The organism is Citrobacter sp. HN-141, from assembly GCF_033341895.1.
Lineage (GTDB): Bacteria > Pseudomonadota > Gammaproteobacteria > Enterobacterales > Enterobacteriaceae > Citrobacter.
The window spans coordinates 91,098-106,034 of record NZ_JAWPBF010000002.1 but is presented as its reverse complement, the minus strand read 5'-3'; the positions used below and the strand labels follow the sequence as shown (position 1 = coordinate 106,034).

The following is a 14,937-nucleotide window of genomic DNA, read 5'->3' as shown; positions in this document are numbered from 1 at the left end:
ATGAATTTATCCCGTCAGGAACAACGTACCTTACACGTTCTCGCCAAAGGTGGCCGCATTGCGCACGTCCGCGATAGCGCTGGCCGCGTCACATCCGTTGAATGTTATAGCCGCGAAGGATTGCTGCTCTGCGACTGCACGCTTGAGGTGTTTAAAAAGCTCAGAACCAAAAAATTGATCAAATCCGTCAATGGCCAGCCCTACCGCATCAACACCACCGGATTAAACAATGTTCGCGCCCAGTTAGATAATCGCTAAGGAGAGAGTGATGGATATTCCCAGAATTTTTACTATTACTGGCGTCAAATACCCGCCACGAAAGATATTGCCCAGGCATGCGGGGGCAGTTCGATGGCTGGAGGCGAACCCAAACGATGACTTTGCGCAGGAAGTCAGAGAGCAACTGAGGACGTCACCGGGACGCCATGTCACCTTCACCCGGGAATATCTCGGCTGGGGAGTATTCGCACTCATGCAACGGTAATTTTTTGCAGTCGGTATAGCCGGATGAGTTATACCGACCTGCAAAGCCGGTACCCGTTACTTCATTAATACTTCAACAAATTTAGCCAACCAGGCAGGATGAGCAGGCCATGCCGGCGCGGTAACCAGATTGCCGTCGACGTGCGCCTGGTCAATGCCGATATCGGCATAATGCCCACCGCTTAACCGAACTTCTGGCGCACACGCTGGATACGCGCTGCAGGTCCGGTTTTCTAACACTCCGGCTGCCGCCAGCAGTTGCGGGCCATGACACACAGCGGCGATAGGTTTGCCCGCGGAGTTAAAGTCTTGTACCAGTTGAATGACATCCGGATTCAGACGCAAATACTCCGGCGCCCGCCCACCAGGGATCAACAAGGCGTCATAATCCGCCTCGCGCGCATCAGAGAAATTCGCATTCAAGGTGAAGCGATGCCCTGGTTTCTCACTGTAGGTCTGCGCCCCATCAAAATCGTGAATGGCGGTTTGAACATAGTCGCCTTGTTTTTTATCCGGGCAGACGGCATCAACCCAGTGACCGAGCATTTGCAGAGCCTGGAAAGGCACCATCGTTTCATAATCTTCGACATAATCCCCGACCAGCATCAGAATCTTCTTCATGCACATCCCCCACTCACGGTTATTAATAATGAGAAATAACGGCCATCTTTACTATAGTTCACACGACTCGGGACATTACTAAATACCGCAGAACAATCGGCTGGATCAGCGGTGTATTAAAAATAAACGGCAGGTCAATTTATAGGCATCGATAATGAATAAAGCATGGTCTGCGCGGTTTACAGCATGCAAGAACCTTCACTCATACCGAGAGGACAGGACCATGAAGATGCACGCCATGACGAAAATACTGCCGTTGATTTGCCTGATCTCAGGCGGGCTGCTCTACTCCGCTGCAGCCAGCGCCATGGGAAATGACGATACCACCACACCAACATGCCCGAAGGGTCAGGTTTACGACAACAAAACCCAAAAATGTTTGCCAGAAAAAAGCAGCATGATCGACGATCAGGATAAAACGCAGTATGCGTATCACCTGGCGAAAACCGGCCATTATCAGGATGCCATCAATTTACTCGATACCTTACAGCAGCCCAATACGCGTGAAGCCTGGAACTATCGAGGCTATGCGACGCGCAAGCTAGGGCGTACGGATGAAGGGATAAGTTACTACCAACGATCGATTGCCCTTGATCCGCACTATGCGAAAGTGCGCGAATATCTTGGGGAAGCATGGATGGTTAAAGGCCGTCCCGACCTGGCGAAAGCAGAGCTGGCCACCATTAAGACTATCTGCGGCACCCAATGCGAAGAATATCGCGATCTGAAAGCCGCGATCGACGGACACCCAGAGTCATAGACCGGAAGATCCAAAAAAAATCACCGTCAACGATGCGCATTTTCAAGGGATACAGCCGTTGGATCGCATCGTCGACATACCGTTTATTGCCTCAGAAATTCGCGGAGAATGTAGGCAGTTCACAACTCTGTTGTCCCTCGATTACGGTTCGTATTTTCGCATGATAGGCTTTTCAGATGACCCTTTCTGCTCTGGCCGCTGCGGACTACATGAAACTCAGATTGTCCTTTCAGGTAAAGCTGTTCCTCTCACTGGTGGCTTTTTCCTGCCTTCTGCTGGCGCTGCTTGGCGTATTGCTGTTTCACTTTATCGACCGCCAGTTGCACCACGATTTGGGCCAACGTGCGCGGGTACAGGCCAGCGAAATTGCCCTGATTCCCGGTCTGGCAGAAAAAGTACAACAGCGGGATATTCCCGGTATCGCACAACTGATTCAGCCGCTGCGCGCTGAAAGCGACGCCAGCTATATTGTGATTGGTGATGCGCGTGAACAGCATCTTTACCACTCAGAATCCCCGGAGCGCCTTAACCTGCCGATGATCGGCGGCGACAATGCTGACGTGCTGAAGGGCAAAACCATAATCACAGTGCGTAAGGGCGGGATCGGTGTCTCGTTACGCAGTAAGGCACCTATTTTCGATAGCCATCATCAGGTAATCGGCATTGTCTCCGTCGGTTACCTCACCTCCTACATCGCCAATATCAACGCCCGCCTGCTGTGGCGCACCGGAATGTACGGCCTTGCCCTGCTGCTGCTGCTGTTTATTTTTTCCTGGTTACTGACCCGCACGCTGAAAAAACAGATGTTCGGCCTGGAACCCAAAGATATCGCCCAGTTGGTGCTACAGCAAAAGGCGTTACTGGAGGCCATGTACGAAGGGGTGTTTGCGGTGAATGCCGATAAACAGCTAATACTCATCAACCGCGCCGCCAGGGAGATGCTCAATATTCGCCAGAGTGAACAAGCGTTGCTCGGCAAACCGCTGGATGAGGTGATTCAGCTGCCACCGTCGTTTTTCGCGCCAGGCAATACCGCTTATGACAGCCGCCATCACGATCATATTACCGTCCTGAATCAACGGGAAACCATCGTCAACCGCGTGGCTATTGAAGTTGAGCCGGGCACCCAAAGCGGTTGGGTATTCAGCTTCCGCAATAAGAACGATATCAATACGCTCAGCAGCCAACTCAGCCAGGTGACCCGCTATGCCGATAACCTGCGCATCATGCGCCACGAGCAGCTCAACTGGACGGCGACGCTCGTCGGCCTGCTGCAGATGCAGCGCTATGACGATGCGCTGCGTTATATCCAGGTACAGTCAGAGGGGGCCCAGCAGGTGCTGGATTTCCTCTCCAGGCAGTTTGTCTCTCCGGCGCTGTGCGGCCTGCTGCTGGGGAAATATGTCGGTGCCCGCGAGAAAGGTGTTGAGCTGATTTTCGACCCTGCCTGCCAGCTCTCGCGCCTGCCGGAGGGGCTGAGCGAAACGGAGCTGATGTCAGTAATTGGCAATCTGGTGGACAATGCGGTCGATGCCACGCTGAAAACGCCAGCACGTACCGCGCCGGTGGAAGTGTATATATCGGATCGCAACCACGAACTGGTGATTGAAGTGGCTGACCGGGGCTGTGGCGTTGATGAAGCCATGAAGCCGCATATTTTTGAGCAAGGCTTTACCAGTAAACCCACGGACAGCAGTGCACTCACCGGTGCAGAACATGGTATTGGCCTGTACCTGGTCGCGGGCTATGTTCGTCGGGCCGGTGGCAGCATCGAAATAAGCGATAACATCCCGCAGGGTACCGTATTTTCGGTTTTCATCCCGTTCCAGATTTCACTTTCGACAGGACCTTCCCATGACTGATATCCGCCCTCTTGAGGTTGTTATTGTTGAAGATGAGCCGCATCTGGCACAGTTGCATCGGGAGTTTATTGAGCAAAACTTCCATCTGCGCATCGTGGGGATCGCGGGATCGCTGGAACAGGCCCGCGAGCTGATCCTCCGTCATCGGCCGCGTCTGCTGCTGCTGGACAACTATTTGCCGGACGGTCAGGGCGTTGAGCTTATTGATAGCCCGCTGCTCAAACAGTTTGAGTGCTCGGTGATATTCATCACCGCCGCCAGCGATATGCAAACCTGCAGCCATGCTATGCGCAGCGGCGCGTTTGACTACCTGCTAAAACCCGTGTTTTCCCACCGTCTGCGGGCCTCGCTGGAGCGCTTTATGTTGCTGGTACACACTCTGCGCCAGGTGAAGGTTGTTGACCAACATGCACTGGATAAACTGTTCAATTTACCCGCGGGTGAGGCATCAACCCAGCCATCAACAAAGGGCATTGAACCGGCAACGCTCGAGCGGGTGAAGCGTATTTTCAGCGAACATCCTGACACCAGTTGGTCAGTTGAGCAGGTGGTGGAAGATGCAGGGATCAGCAAGACCACGGGTCGCCGCTATCTGGAGTATTGCGTGGAAATTGGGTTTGTGGTGATTGAGATTCAGTATGGGAGTATTGGGCATCCGAGGCGGCTGTATCGGAGGGGGGCTCAGGAGTAACAATCACTGTAGGCCGGATAAGCGAAGCGCCATCCGGCCTACAACGGCGAGAATTCTATTCTCTCAACCCATCGCCCTCACGGTTTCTATGGTGTTAATTACCGAAACAACGCCAACAATCACATTTCCACCAGCCGGCTCTCTCCCCCCTCTTGTCTCTCCCCTCCCATCCGCTATGTTGACTTTTAGTTCCTCAAATGTAACTAAAAGGTTAATAATAATGGCGAACACATTCCGCATCTCTCTGATCTCTGCTGCTGTTTTCATGTCGTTTTCTGCCCTGTCCGCGCTGCCGCAGGGGTATCCGGCTGACTACCAAAAGGTGGTTGATGCCGCCACCAAAGAAGGCAAAGTCGTGGTTTACTCCACAACGGATACCAAAGCGGCGGGGCCGCTGATTCAGGGCTTTGAAGCCACCTATCCGGGCATCAAAGTTGAATATAACGATATGAACAGCACCGAGCTGTATAACCGTTATATCAGCGAACAGGCTGCTGGCGGCGGCAGCGGTGACGTTATCTGGAGTTCCTCTATGGATACCGCGATGAAGCTCGCGACCGACTATGCCATGGAGTATGTTTCAGCAGAGCAGAACCAGCTACCGAAATGGGCGGTCTGGCACAACAAAGCCTACGGCACCACCTACGAGCCGGTGGTGTTTATTTACAACAAGCGCCTCATCCCGGCGAACGAGGTTCCGGACTCCCACGCCGCGCTGGCCAAGCTGATTGCAGGCCAGGTGGATAAATTCAAAAGCAAAGTCACCACCTACGATATCGAAAAATCCGGGGTTGGCTTCATGCTATCGGTGCTGGATTACAAGGCCGATCCGAACTACTTCAAAACATTGGCCGACGTGGCGAAAGGCGGGTTAGCCGTGCAATCGTCCACCGGTACGATGATGGAGCGGGTTTCATCGGGTGAAAACCTGATTGGTTATAATATCCTCGGCTCTTACGCCGAAGCGCGTGCCAAGAACGACCCGTCACTGGGCATTTCCTATCCGAAGGACTACACCCTGGTGCTGTCACGAGTTTCTTTCATCAGCCAGCAGGCAGAACATAGCAATGCCGCCAAACTGTGGCTGGACTATGTGCTGTCTGAAAAAGGGCAAAACATCCTCGCCAACCAGGCCGATATTCCGTCTATTCGCAACGATATCGACGGTAAAAATGACATCGACGGTATGACCAAAATGCTGGGTAGCGCGCTGAAGCCGATCCCGGTTGATGAGTCATTACTTGAATACCTGCAACCGAAAAAACGTCTGGATTACATCAAACAGTGGCGTGAAGCCGCGGCCAAATAAGAGCCAGAACCAGGCGCACAGTTCACTGGTGCGCCTGGTGCTCGTTTCCTGAATACGTGTTACCGGATCTCCGCTTATGAATGCATTACGCAGAAAGTGGCAAAGCTTGCCGCGTGGCATCGTCGTGCTGTTAACCGCGCTGGTTATCTACACGCCGTTGTCGTTCATCGTGATACAAAGCTTTTTGTCTGCGCCGTTCTTCTCGCCGGCAAAGGACTGGAGCCTTGAATCCTTTGGCTTTATTTTTACCGACCCTGACTTCTATAAAGCGCTGAAAAGCGGCTTTATTCTCGCATTCGGTCTGGTCATTATCGCCATTCCTCTGGGCGGCATACTGGCCTTCCTGATGGTACGTACCGACTTACCGGGTAGACGGTTGATTGAGCCGCTGATCCTGGTGCCTATTTTTGTTTCACCGATGGTGCTGGGTTTTGGCTATGTGGTGGCCGCAGGCCCGGTAGGCTTCCTGTCACTGTGGGCACAATCGCTGATTGGCTTCGTGCCGTGGAACATCTACGACATGTCGAGCATCGTGGTCATTGCAGGCCTGACACACGTACCGCACGCTTATCTCTATATCTCCTCGGCGCTGCGCAGCGTGAGTTCGGACGTGGAGGAAGCCGCACGTATCTCCGGCGCATCCCCGCTGCAGGTGATGACCTCGGTCAGCCTGCCGATGGTTCGCCCGTCTATTCTATACGCCGTGGTGCTGCTGTTTTTCCTCGGTCTGGAAGTGTTTGGCCTGATGCTGGTGCTGGGCGATCCGGAAGGCAACATGGTGCTGGCGACCTACCTGTATCAGTTGACCAATAAACTGGGTACGCCGTCGTATCACCTGATGGCGGCCGTTGCCGTGGTACTGATCTGCCTGACCATACCACTGGTGATGCTACAGCGTCGCCTGATGCGTACCGCTAACCGCTTCGTCACCATGAAGGGTAAAGCCTCGCAGGCCCGTGCGCTGCCGCTGGGTAAATGGCGCTGGATAGCGGGGGCTGTGGTCGCGTTCTGGCTGACCATCACCATTGGCGTACCGTTGATGGGCGTGGTGCTGCGTGCGTTTATCTCTAACTGGGGTGTGGGTGTGTCGCTGTGGGATGAGCTGTCCCTCAGCACCTTCCGTACCATCTGGGAACAGCCGAACCTGCTGCGGGCCATCGTTAACTCCATGGCGATTGGCGTGATTGGCGGCGCGCTGGCGGTGGGCTGCTATCTGTTTATCGGCATCGCCATGCACCGTAAACCGGACAACACCACCCGCTTCCTCGACTACAGCGTGCTGGTTCCCCGTGCGGTGCCCGGCCTGCTCGCCGGTCTGGCGTTTCTGTGGGTGTTCCTGTTCTTGCCGATGTGGCTCGATAACGCACTGAAATCCGGCTGGCTTTCCGGCATGCCATGGTCGCAGTGGCTGCGCGATAACCTGATTGTCTGGCTGCGCTCGTTACGCAGCACCATGTTCAGCGTCTGGCTGGCGTATACGGTGGTGTGGATGGCCTACGGCCTGCGGCTTATCTCCTCAACCCTGCTGCAAGTAGGGCCAGAGCTGGAAGAAGCCGCGCGCAGCACCGGTGCGACGCGTGGGCAGATCACCCGCCACGTCACCATTCCGCTGTCGCGCTACGGGCTGATTGGCTCCTGGCTGTTGATGTTCCTGATCTTTGAGCGCGAGTACTCAACGGGCGTCTATCTGCTGTCGCCGGGCACGGAGACCATCGGCTCGATGCTGGTTTCTCTGTGGGCGGCAGGCGCTATCGATATCGTTGCGGCGCTGTCGTTTATCAACATTGTGTTGGTGGTGATTGGCCTGGGTATTGCCCTACGTTTTGGAGTGAAATTACATGATTGAATTATCGGTCGAGAACCTGCACTTAACCTACGGTGATAACCCGGTGCTAAAGGGCGTGACCATGGACCTCAAACGGGGCGAAGTGGTTTCGTTACTGGGACCGTCCGGGAGCGGTAAAACCACCCTCCTGCGCGCCGTGGCCGGGCTGGAAAAACCGACACAAGGGTCAATTACCATCGGCAACAACAAAGTCTACGACGGTACGCCGCGCAGCGAAATCCCCGCCGAGGAGCGCAACCTGGGGCTGGTGTTCCAGTCCTACGCTCTGTGGCCGCATAAAACCGTATTTGAGAATGTGGCCTACCCGCTGAAGTTGCGCAAAGTCTCCACCGCAGAGATCAACCAACGGGTACAGGGGGTGTTGGATCAACTGGGCCTGGGACATCTGGGTAAGCGCCATCCGCATCAACTTTCTGGCGGCCAGCAGCAGCGCGTGGCGATTGGCCGTGCGCTGGTCTACAACCCGCCGGTTATCCTGCTCGATGAGCCGCTGTCCAACCTCGACGCCAAGCTACGCGAAGAGGCCCGCGTGTTCCTGCGGGAGCTTATCATCAAGCTCGGCCTTTCAGCGCTGATGGTGACGCACGATCAGAACGAGGCGATGTCGATTTCCGACCGCATTTTGCTGCTCAACAACGGCAAAATCGAGCAACAGGGCACGCCGCAGGAGATGTACGGCTCGCCGAAAACGCTGTTCACCGCCGAGTTTATGGGCAGCAACAACCGCCTGCACGGCAAGGTCACTGAACTGCGCGACGGCAAAGCACGTATTGAGGGACGTGACTGGGTTCTGTGGGGTCAGGCGGGCGACGGCGTTCAGGTTGGCCATGAGGGCACCGCGGTGATCCGCGTTGAACGTGTGGTGCTGGCCGACGGGCCAGGCGAAAACCAGTTGGCTCTCCCGTTGCTCACCAGCATGTATCTCGGTGACCGCTGGGAGTACCTGTTCCGCACCGTGGCTGATGATTTTGTCATCCGCGCCTACGGCAACGAAGTACGCGATCCGCAGCACTGCCACCTGGCCTTACCCGAAAAACATGTTTGGGTGTTCCCAAAATCCTGATGCCAGAAGGGAGCGGCTGTCGCTGCTCCTTTTTCTGCAGGAAGGATAGCGGTAATACAGAAGATATATTTGCGTACAATGAGATGATGATGCTGCTCATCGTGCTGATGACATCAGACGGGCTGGTCCTGGTACAGGAAAGGGTAAAAATCAGTGCGAAGAAATAGAGAAATGGTGCCGATAATAGGAGTCGAACCTACGACCTTCGCATTACGAATGCGAAGTTATTATACTTTTACCCCTTTAAAAACCTACTCTTAAAACAATTATTTCATTATAAAACATTAACTTATAAAAAACACCTGTTGATAAAAATTGACAGGTGTTGATGTGTATTTCCCCAATTTACTTACACCAGCCGTTACATTATGGTGATGTAACCTTTCTCATCTGGAGACCAAAAATGGCACTTCCGAGACAAAAACTCACCTTCGAGCGCATTCGAAAATTTGCTTTAACTGAAGGTAAAAACCAAGCATTTCTTTGGGATGCGGATGTACCAACTCTGGCATGCCGGGCAACTCGCGGAACAAAAGCTTTTGTGTTCCAAAGCGTATATGCGGGAAAAACCCTTCGCATGACCATTGGCAACATTAACGATTGGAGGATTGATGATGCCAGGGCCGAAGCCAGGCGGCTGCAAACATTAATCGATACTGGGATAGATCCGCGTATAGCTAAAGCAGAAAAAATTGCTGAAGCGGAATCACAGCAGGCTGAATCTCGTAAAACGAAGGTAACCTTCTCAAGCGCTTGGGAAGATTATCTTCAAGAATTGAGAACCGGAATCAGCGCAAAAACTAAACGTCCTTACTCTGCACGTTATATTGCCGATCACGTGAACTTGTCCAGCCGTGGAGGCGAAAGTAAAAAAAGAGGCCGGGGCCCAACCTCGTCTGGACCATTGGCTAGCTTACTCGACCTACCGTTATCGGAACTAACACCAGAGAACATTGCCGTATGGCTAAGTACAGAGAGACAAAATCGGCCTACCGTCACTGCTCATGCCTACCGTCTGTTGCGTGCATTTATCAAATGGGCTAATTACCAGAAAAAATATCAGGGAATAATCCATGGCGATCTTGCACAAGATCATAACGTGAGAAAAATGGTTCCAGTATCAGCGAGTAAAGCGGGAGATTGCTTACAAAAAGAACAGTTAAAAAGCTGGTTCAGTGCCGTACGTAGCCTCAATAATCCCATTGCATCGGCCTATCTCCAGGTACTTTTGCTCACCGGTGCACGGCGTGAAGAAATTGCGTCACTTCGGTGGTCTGACGTAGATTTCAAATGGTCAAGCATGAGGATTAAAGACAAGATCGAAGGCGAACGTATCATCCCTCTCACTCCTTATGTTTCTGAGCTGTTAAGTGCACTAGTGCAATTCCCAAATTCTGACGTAAATAAGGAGTGTTGGGTTTTCAGAAGTAACAGCAAAAGTGGCAAAATTATTGAACCGCGTTCAGCACACAACAGAGCGTTAGCTCGAGCTGAGTTGCCACATATCAGCCTTCACGGCTTACGCCGTAGTTTTGGAACCCTGGCAGAATGGGTTGAAGTGCCAACAGGTATTGTTGCTCAAATTATGGGACACAAACCAAGTGCACTGGCGGAAAAACACTACCGCCGTCGTCCCTTAGATCTGTTGCGCAAATGGCATGAAAAAATTGAGACTTGGATCTTAGAACAAACCAAAACCAGTAAAAAAAAGAATGTTGAGTTGCGTTGATATTCAATATTATCAATAAGTTAAACGGAGTGTGGATATATTGACAGGAATACAAACTTAGATGAAAATCGACTCATAAACCTCAACCATAAAGGAGATGTATCAGAATGTTTGATTCAAAGACCAGCGCTTTAGACAATGACCAAGAGATTCTGGCGAACATGCTGGGATTAAATAATGCGGCTTTTGAAATCTATTACCATGCCCCATCAGCAGATGCAGGACCACTCGCTCAATGGTTTAAAAATCATTACAAGAAAGTTGCTCTTCATGCAATGAACCTTGCTATGAAACGGAAACACGTAAGAATTAAGTCACTTAGCATTGCATTTCAGAATGTAATTTTTCGGAGTGTGCCTCATACAGGCTCGGCTGCAAGGTCACGTCGCAGCACCACCAAATCAGTTAAAAATTCTTTGTCTTCTAGTTCTAGCGATGGAAGTGATCCCGAACCTGCTGAGGCTTTTGGTTCCATATTCCCTTCTTGTTTTTGTCATATAAATTTCCTCTTTAATTCATTTGCCAACAACTCTTTTACAGAGGTGGCAGCATGAATCAATCTAAAATGTTACACTCATTAGATCTAGATAATATTTCCTTGGTATCTACTACTGAGTTAGCTGATTTTCTAAAGCGCAAACCTCAAACGATAAGAATGTGGTTGCATGAAGATCGCCTTCCCTTCGGTCTAGTCAGACCAATCAAAATTAACAATAGAAATTATTGGTTTGAAGATGATGTTAAAAATTATCTAAAAACGTTAAAAACAGCCAACGTTAAATGTTTGTGAGATATTTATTCATCATTAAAAATGATTCTGGAAATATTTCTTAGTCCATCAACTTGGCTTTTCATTGGTAGGATGGCGGTCCACTTCTATAGATAAGTGGACTGCTTCAAAAACAGTATAATTTTTCTAAAAAAGAGGAGCTATACAATGCATGTCTAAGGAAAAAAAATCTAAGCAAAATAAAGAACTTTGTCTGGAGTTTCATACGCTGCCCACTTTTGCACAGCGATTGATAAGTTACATACATTACAAAACAGGAGCTCCCATTGAGCTTATTTTAATAGTATTACTTGGGGTAATGGCATTTTCCTGTCAGGATAAATTTGATGTTCAGCTTAAAAATGGGAGAACATTTACATCACTTTATCTCCTTTTATTAGCACGGTCAGGTAGCAGGAAGTCAACGGTATTCAAAGCACTGATGGAAACAATCCATCAAATGGAAAAGGGAATGAAGAATATCTTTCTGGAAAAGGAAAAAATTTATGAACTGAAAAAAGTATCTTGGGATACGGAATTAAAAGAACTTAAAAAGCAATTTAGCAAAGCTGTTCGCCAGAAGGTTGATGTAGCTGAAACACGCGAAGCACTGGAGGAATGTCAGAAAAGTGGACCGGTAGCACCGGTTAGAAAGTATCTTACTAAAAATGATTCAACAAGCGAGGGACTTAAAAAGACATTAGCTCTGGGATCTCCGTCCTTGATGCTCGGTTCTGATGAAGCCGGAGGGGTGTTTGACAGTAGCCTTTTTCGCGATATATCAGTTCTCAACTCTCTTTGGGGAGAAGGGAGAATTTCAGACAGCAGAGCATCTCGTGACAGCTACGATGTTGATGATGTCCGGCTGACCATATTGCTGTTACTGCAACCTGCAATATTTAACGATTTCCTAAGCAAGCAAGGAAAAAAATTAAGAAACTCAGGGTTCTTAGCCCGTTTATTATTAATTGATCTGGAGCAAGTACCTGAACCATGCGATATCCCTGATGTATGTTCATGGTCTGATGAACCAGGGCTTGATGGTTTTTTCTCTATTCTTGTTAAGCACTTGCAAGACGGCATACAGCGTAGAGAAAACAATGAAGAACGTATCTGTATTACTTTATCTGAAGAGGCGAAAGCATTATGGGAAACACAAAATAAGCGAATCAGGGAACTTATGCAATCAGGAGGTGAGTTGCATCACTATGATGATTTTGGTTCCAGAATAATGGAACAAGCTACGCGAATCGCAGCAGTAATGCAAATGTTTATTACACCCGACTCACCAATAATTACTAGGGATACTTTTCTGTCAGCAGCTAAAATAAGTGAATGGTGTATTACCCACTTAATTTTAAAAGTAGATTCTACCAGAAAACCTAGCGAGAAAGAAAAGTTGCTATTTTGGCTTGAGGAACATGTTATCAGTAATAAATCTTACGATTTTAGGAGGCACACTATTCGTAGAGATGGTCCATACTCTCTTAGAAACATAGAGCGTCTGATACCCGTTTTAAAGGAACTTGAGAAAGATGGCATAGTGCAGTTATTTAAAATGGACGGCGTTGACTATGTAAAATATATTGGTTCAGACGTGCATCCTTTTGATATGGCTAAAGCATCAAACATACCTTTAATTTCATCTGGATCTGTTGCTTTTAATAAACTACCAAAGAACGAATAACTTCAGAGTAGCTAAGTTTTTCTGGATAATATTTTTTTGTTCTAAAGCTCAATAATCCTGCGGCCTCAACTTAAATGACTAGGGAGGGCAACTCATGATTTTAAGGTGGTATATGTAATATACCTTAATTAAGGTTCTATACCTAATCAGTACTTATCAATAGTAATAATAACTCCCCTACAGGAGTTATATCCAACATCACATGGGTAGCGTGAGGGCTACCCATTAGCCAAAGATTATTATTTACATACTTAAGGATTATTATGGAATCACAATATACACTTACCAACGAAGAAATTGATGACTTGGTAGAAATAGCCTCCAAAAAGTATAGATCACCTATCGACCGCGATATTCTCATCCCACTACTTAACATGGTCTACGGCGCACTAGTGCAGAATAACCGAATACTAGGTATTCGTTCTGATCTGAGATTTGCCCAGTCCCATGTACTGGGAGAGCCTGATCTACCCCTCTGCTTCCAGCGCGATGATACGCAGGCAATCACTCGCTTCTTCGAGTCACTGAAAAGTCAGCTACGGGTAGATCATAACCGGTCCAAGAGACCGGGTGACCCGACATTTCCATCTTATGGGTGGTGTAGAGAACGTGACACAAGTGAGCATCCCCATTACCACCTGATGCTGTTATTTAATGCGGATGTGTATGGATACTTGGGCAATTACCAAGAACTCAATGCTAAAAATATGGCAACCCGAATACAGAAAGCTTGGTGCAGTGCTATAGGGCTTGCTCACGAAGAGTACGCGACATTAGCTGAATTCCCACCTAATGCTGTTTACAGGTTTAGCAGATTCGATGCTTTGGATCGTAACTCAGTCTACTGGGATTTCCTGATTCGACTGGCGTACTTGGCCAAAACCAGAACTAAGGATGTCCACTGCGGTTACCGCAACTTTGGTACAAGCCAATGTCCGCGGTTAAGCGGATTAGCCAGTTGATAGCTCTCTAGCTGAGGTATTTATCCTCATTCTGTCAATTAACATAATTGACACATTTCTCAGTGAAATTTTTATAGTTTGCCTCGGTACCCTGCTACAACCTGCTACATGTAGCAGGTTGTAGCAGTTTCTAGGAAGCGATAAATACCATTACCACATTTGCTTGTTATTCAACAAAGATGCCTACTACCATCACGGTGTTTACAATCATGAAGACAACATAGGAGATATGATTATCGGGGCATGGCACAGCACCCAAGGCTGGAACTCGAAGAGCATTAAGGTCAGGTGCATTTTCCAGATGGTTGCCACTTCGTGCTGGACACCAACAACCCTGACTTCAACAAGCATTTTAAGGGACGCTTGAACGTCGGAATTATCTGTGCACAGCCAAAACCAAAAATTTTTGAGAAGATGTGAGTTTATCTAAGCACTTAATAACTACACAGTCTTCTTAAATTATCAGCAAGCTGAGCTTTAACATCCTTCAGGCTCACCCCCCATAATGCGGCTAACTGAGTCTCGGCTATCTCACTATCCCATGGCATTAGTGGAACATTATGAAACTTACCAAATGGCCCATCGGTTTCTGTAAGAATGCGTGATTTAGGAATTTTCAAAACTAACGCTTTCCCCTTAATTGTTTCGAGCATAGCGGGTCCTACGGAGAACCAACACCCTAAATCAATTGCTCTTTCTAGCTGCTTTGGAGTCCCAGTAAACCAATGTAATATCGCTATACCATCAATATTTTCAATCTCATCAATAGTATCTGATGCACATCCCCGACTGTGAATAGTCATAATCTTACCTCCGGCACGATGCACACTATTAAGTATGTGTCGAAATACCTTCAGCTGGACGTCCCAATGTTCTTTAAACCCCTTACCTCCATCAAGCCCTATTTCGCCAACATACCTGGTCTCCGAAAGTAACGAATCAAACAGCTCTAACTCATGAGATCTTTGATGCGCAATTTGGGGATGAAGCCCAAGAGCAGTTCGGATTCGTTGGCTTCCTTTAGCCAGTAAAGAAGTCCCATGCCATGCTCTCGGTGTCGTTGTAACCGACAGTATATAAGTCCCTCGACGTCTGCACTCCTCAGCCACTTGTTCTGGCTGAGGATATAAGTCAAGATGACAGTGCATGTCGATA

Annotated in this window: 16 protein-coding genes and 1 pseudogene; 14 read left to right on the top strand and 3 right to left on the bottom strand. The window is 49.1% G+C overall.

What is annotated here, in order from left to right:
• Complete coding sequence (locus RYZ59_RS03440) at positions 1–258, top strand: YjhX family toxin (protein ID WP_048212521.1); 258 nt, start codon at positions 1–3, stop codon at positions 256–258.
• Between the two features lie 91 nt (positions 259–349).
• Positions 350–484, top strand: a pseudogene (locus RYZ59_RS03435) (SAM-dependent methyltransferase); the annotation flags it as partial.
• 56 nt (positions 485–540) lie between these two features.
• Here RYZ59_RS03435 and RYZ59_RS03430 read toward each other — a convergent pair.
• Positions 541–1,110 (bottom strand): DJ-1/PfpI family protein, encoded by a 570-nt coding sequence (locus tag RYZ59_RS03430; protein WP_318045015.1) that lies wholly within the window; start codon positions 1,108–1,110, stop codon positions 541–543.
• A gap of 217 nt (positions 1,111–1,327) precedes the next feature.
• Here RYZ59_RS03430 and RYZ59_RS03425 point away from each other — a divergent pair, with 217 nt between their 5' ends.
• The 3 genes from RYZ59_RS03425 (at position 1,328) to RYZ59_RS03415 (ending at position 4,417) form a co-directional block, all read left to right on the top strand.
• Positions 1,328–1,864, top strand: coding sequence for a tetratricopeptide repeat protein (locus RYZ59_RS03425; protein WP_137384445.1), 537 nt, complete (start codon positions 1,328–1,330; stop codon positions 1,862–1,864).
• A 209-nt stretch (positions 1,865–2,073) separates the two neighbouring features.
• Positions 2,074–3,726 (top strand): sensor histidine kinase, encoded by a 1,653-nt coding sequence (locus RYZ59_RS03420; RefSeq protein ID WP_318045220.1) that lies wholly within the window; start codon positions 2,074–2,076, stop codon positions 3,724–3,726.
• Positions 3,719–4,417, top strand: coding sequence for a response regulator (locus RYZ59_RS03415; RefSeq protein ID WP_318045018.1), 699 nt, complete (start codon positions 3,719–3,721; stop codon positions 4,415–4,417). The genes RYZ59_RS03420 and RYZ59_RS03415 overlap by 8 nt, the downstream gene beginning before the upstream one ends.
• Positions 4,418–4,480: 63 nt before the next feature.
• Here RYZ59_RS03415 and RYZ59_RS03410 read toward each other — a convergent pair whose 3' ends face one another.
• A complete protein-coding gene (locus tag RYZ59_RS03410; RefSeq protein ID WP_202039747.1) occupies positions 4,481–4,684 on the bottom strand; it encodes a hypothetical protein in 204 nt (67 codons plus the stop codon).
• On the opposite strand from RYZ59_RS03410, the gene RYZ59_RS03405 reads away from it, so the two are divergent.
• From RYZ59_RS03405 to RYZ59_RS24700, 9 genes are all read left to right on the top strand, one after another.
• Entirely contained in the window at positions 4,638–5,726 is a 1,089-nt protein-coding gene (locus RYZ59_RS03405) for an ABC transporter substrate-binding protein (RefSeq protein ID WP_137384443.1), read from the top strand. The genes RYZ59_RS03410 and RYZ59_RS03405 overlap by 47 nt on opposite strands.
• 76 nt (positions 5,727–5,802) lie before the next feature.
• Positions 5,803–7,572 carry an ABC transporter permease gene (locus tag RYZ59_RS03400; protein WP_202039382.1) on the top strand — a complete coding sequence of 590 codons (1,770 nt, stop codon included), beginning with the start codon at positions 5,803–5,805 and terminating at the stop codon, positions 7,570–7,572.
• A complete protein-coding gene (locus RYZ59_RS03395) occupies positions 7,565–8,635 on the top strand; it encodes an ABC transporter ATP-binding protein (RefSeq protein WP_318045022.1) in 1,071 nt (356 codons plus the stop codon). The genes RYZ59_RS03400 and RYZ59_RS03395 overlap by 8 nt, the downstream gene beginning before the upstream one ends.
• 328 nt (positions 8,636–8,963) lie before the next feature.
• Positions 8,964–10,364: a tyrosine-type recombinase/integrase gene (locus tag RYZ59_RS03390; RefSeq protein WP_077781699.1), complete on the top strand. Its 1,401-nt coding sequence runs from the start codon at positions 8,964–8,966 to the stop codon at positions 10,362–10,364.
• Between the two features lie 107 nt (positions 10,365–10,471).
• Entirely contained in the window at positions 10,472–10,918 is a 447-nt protein-coding gene (locus RYZ59_RS03385; RefSeq protein ID WP_039026482.1) for a hypothetical protein, read from the top strand.
• Positions 10,915–11,154, top strand: a complete 240-nt coding sequence (locus RYZ59_RS03380; RefSeq protein WP_064753720.1) for a helix-turn-helix transcriptional regulator — start codon at positions 10,915–10,917, stop codon at positions 11,152–11,154. Before RYZ59_RS03385 ends, RYZ59_RS03380 begins: the two co-directional genes overlap by 4 nt.
• Before the next feature lie 151 nt (positions 11,155–11,305).
• Positions 11,306–12,820: a YfjI family protein gene (locus RYZ59_RS03375; protein WP_039026481.1), complete on the top strand. Its 1,515-nt coding sequence runs from the start codon at positions 11,306–11,308 to the stop codon at positions 12,818–12,820.
• A gap of 263 nt (positions 12,821–13,083) precedes the next feature.
• Entirely contained in the window at positions 13,084–13,782 is a 699-nt protein-coding gene (locus RYZ59_RS03370) for an inovirus Gp2 family protein (protein ID WP_039026480.1), read from the top strand.
• Positions 13,783–13,945: 163 nt separating this feature from the next.
• Positions 13,946–14,149: a hypothetical protein gene (locus tag RYZ59_RS24700; protein WP_072038564.1), complete on the top strand. Its 204-nt coding sequence runs from the start codon at positions 13,946–13,948 to the stop codon at positions 14,147–14,149.
• A 67-nt stretch (positions 14,150–14,216) separates the two neighbouring features.
• Here the strand turns inward: RYZ59_RS24700 and qatD are convergent, their stop codons facing one another.
• The gene (qatD, locus tag RYZ59_RS03365; protein ID WP_039026486.1) at positions 14,217–14,930 is read right to left on the bottom strand and encodes a Qat anti-phage system TatD family nuclease QatD; all 714 of its coding nucleotides are present in this window, start codon (positions 14,928–14,930) and stop codon (positions 14,217–14,219) included.
• Positions 14,931–14,937: the final 7 nt, after the last annotated feature.

Coding starts and splice junctions, on each gene's coding strand:
- RYZ59_RS03440 (WP_048212521.1), top strand. CDS start 1: ATGAATTTATCCCGTCAGGAACAACGTACCTTACACGTTCTCGCCAAA.
- RYZ59_RS03430 (WP_318045015.1), bottom strand. CDS start 1,110: ATGTGCATGAAGAAGATTCTGATGCTGGTCGGGGATTATGTCGAAGAT.
- RYZ59_RS03425 (WP_137384445.1), top strand. CDS start 1,328: ATGAAGATGCACGCCATGACGAAAATACTGCCGTTGATTTGCCTGATC.
- RYZ59_RS03420 (WP_318045220.1), top strand. CDS start 2,074: ATGAAACTCAGATTGTCCTTTCAGGTAAAGCTGTTCCTCTCACTGGTG.
- RYZ59_RS03415 (WP_318045018.1), top strand. CDS start 3,719: ATGACTGATATCCGCCCTCTTGAGGTTGTTATTGTTGAAGATGAGCCG.
- RYZ59_RS03405 (WP_137384443.1), top strand. CDS start 4,638: ATGGCGAACACATTCCGCATCTCTCTGATCTCTGCTGCTGTTTTCATG.
- RYZ59_RS03410 (WP_202039747.1), bottom strand. CDS start 4,684: ATGAAAACAGCAGCAGAGATCAGAGAGATGCGGAATGTGTTCGCCATT.
- RYZ59_RS03400 (WP_202039382.1), top strand. CDS start 5,803: ATGAATGCATTACGCAGAAAGTGGCAAAGCTTGCCGCGTGGCATCGTC.
- RYZ59_RS03395 (WP_318045022.1), top strand. CDS start 7,565: ATGATTGAATTATCGGTCGAGAACCTGCACTTAACCTACGGTGATAAC.
- RYZ59_RS03390 (WP_077781699.1), top strand. CDS start 8,964: ATGTGTATTTCCCCAATTTACTTACACCAGCCGTTACATTATGGTGAT.
- RYZ59_RS03385 (WP_039026482.1), top strand. CDS start 10,472: ATGTTTGATTCAAAGACCAGCGCTTTAGACAATGACCAAGAGATTCTG.
- RYZ59_RS03380 (WP_064753720.1), top strand. CDS start 10,915: ATGAATCAATCTAAAATGTTACACTCATTAGATCTAGATAATATTTCC.
- RYZ59_RS03375 (WP_039026481.1), top strand. CDS start 11,306: ATGTCTAAGGAAAAAAAATCTAAGCAAAATAAAGAACTTTGTCTGGAG.
- RYZ59_RS03370 (WP_039026480.1), top strand. CDS start 13,084: ATGGAATCACAATATACACTTACCAACGAAGAAATTGATGACTTGGTA.
- qatD (WP_039026486.1), bottom strand. CDS start 14,930: ATGCACTGTCATCTTGACTTATATCCTCAGCCAGAACAAGTGGCTGAG.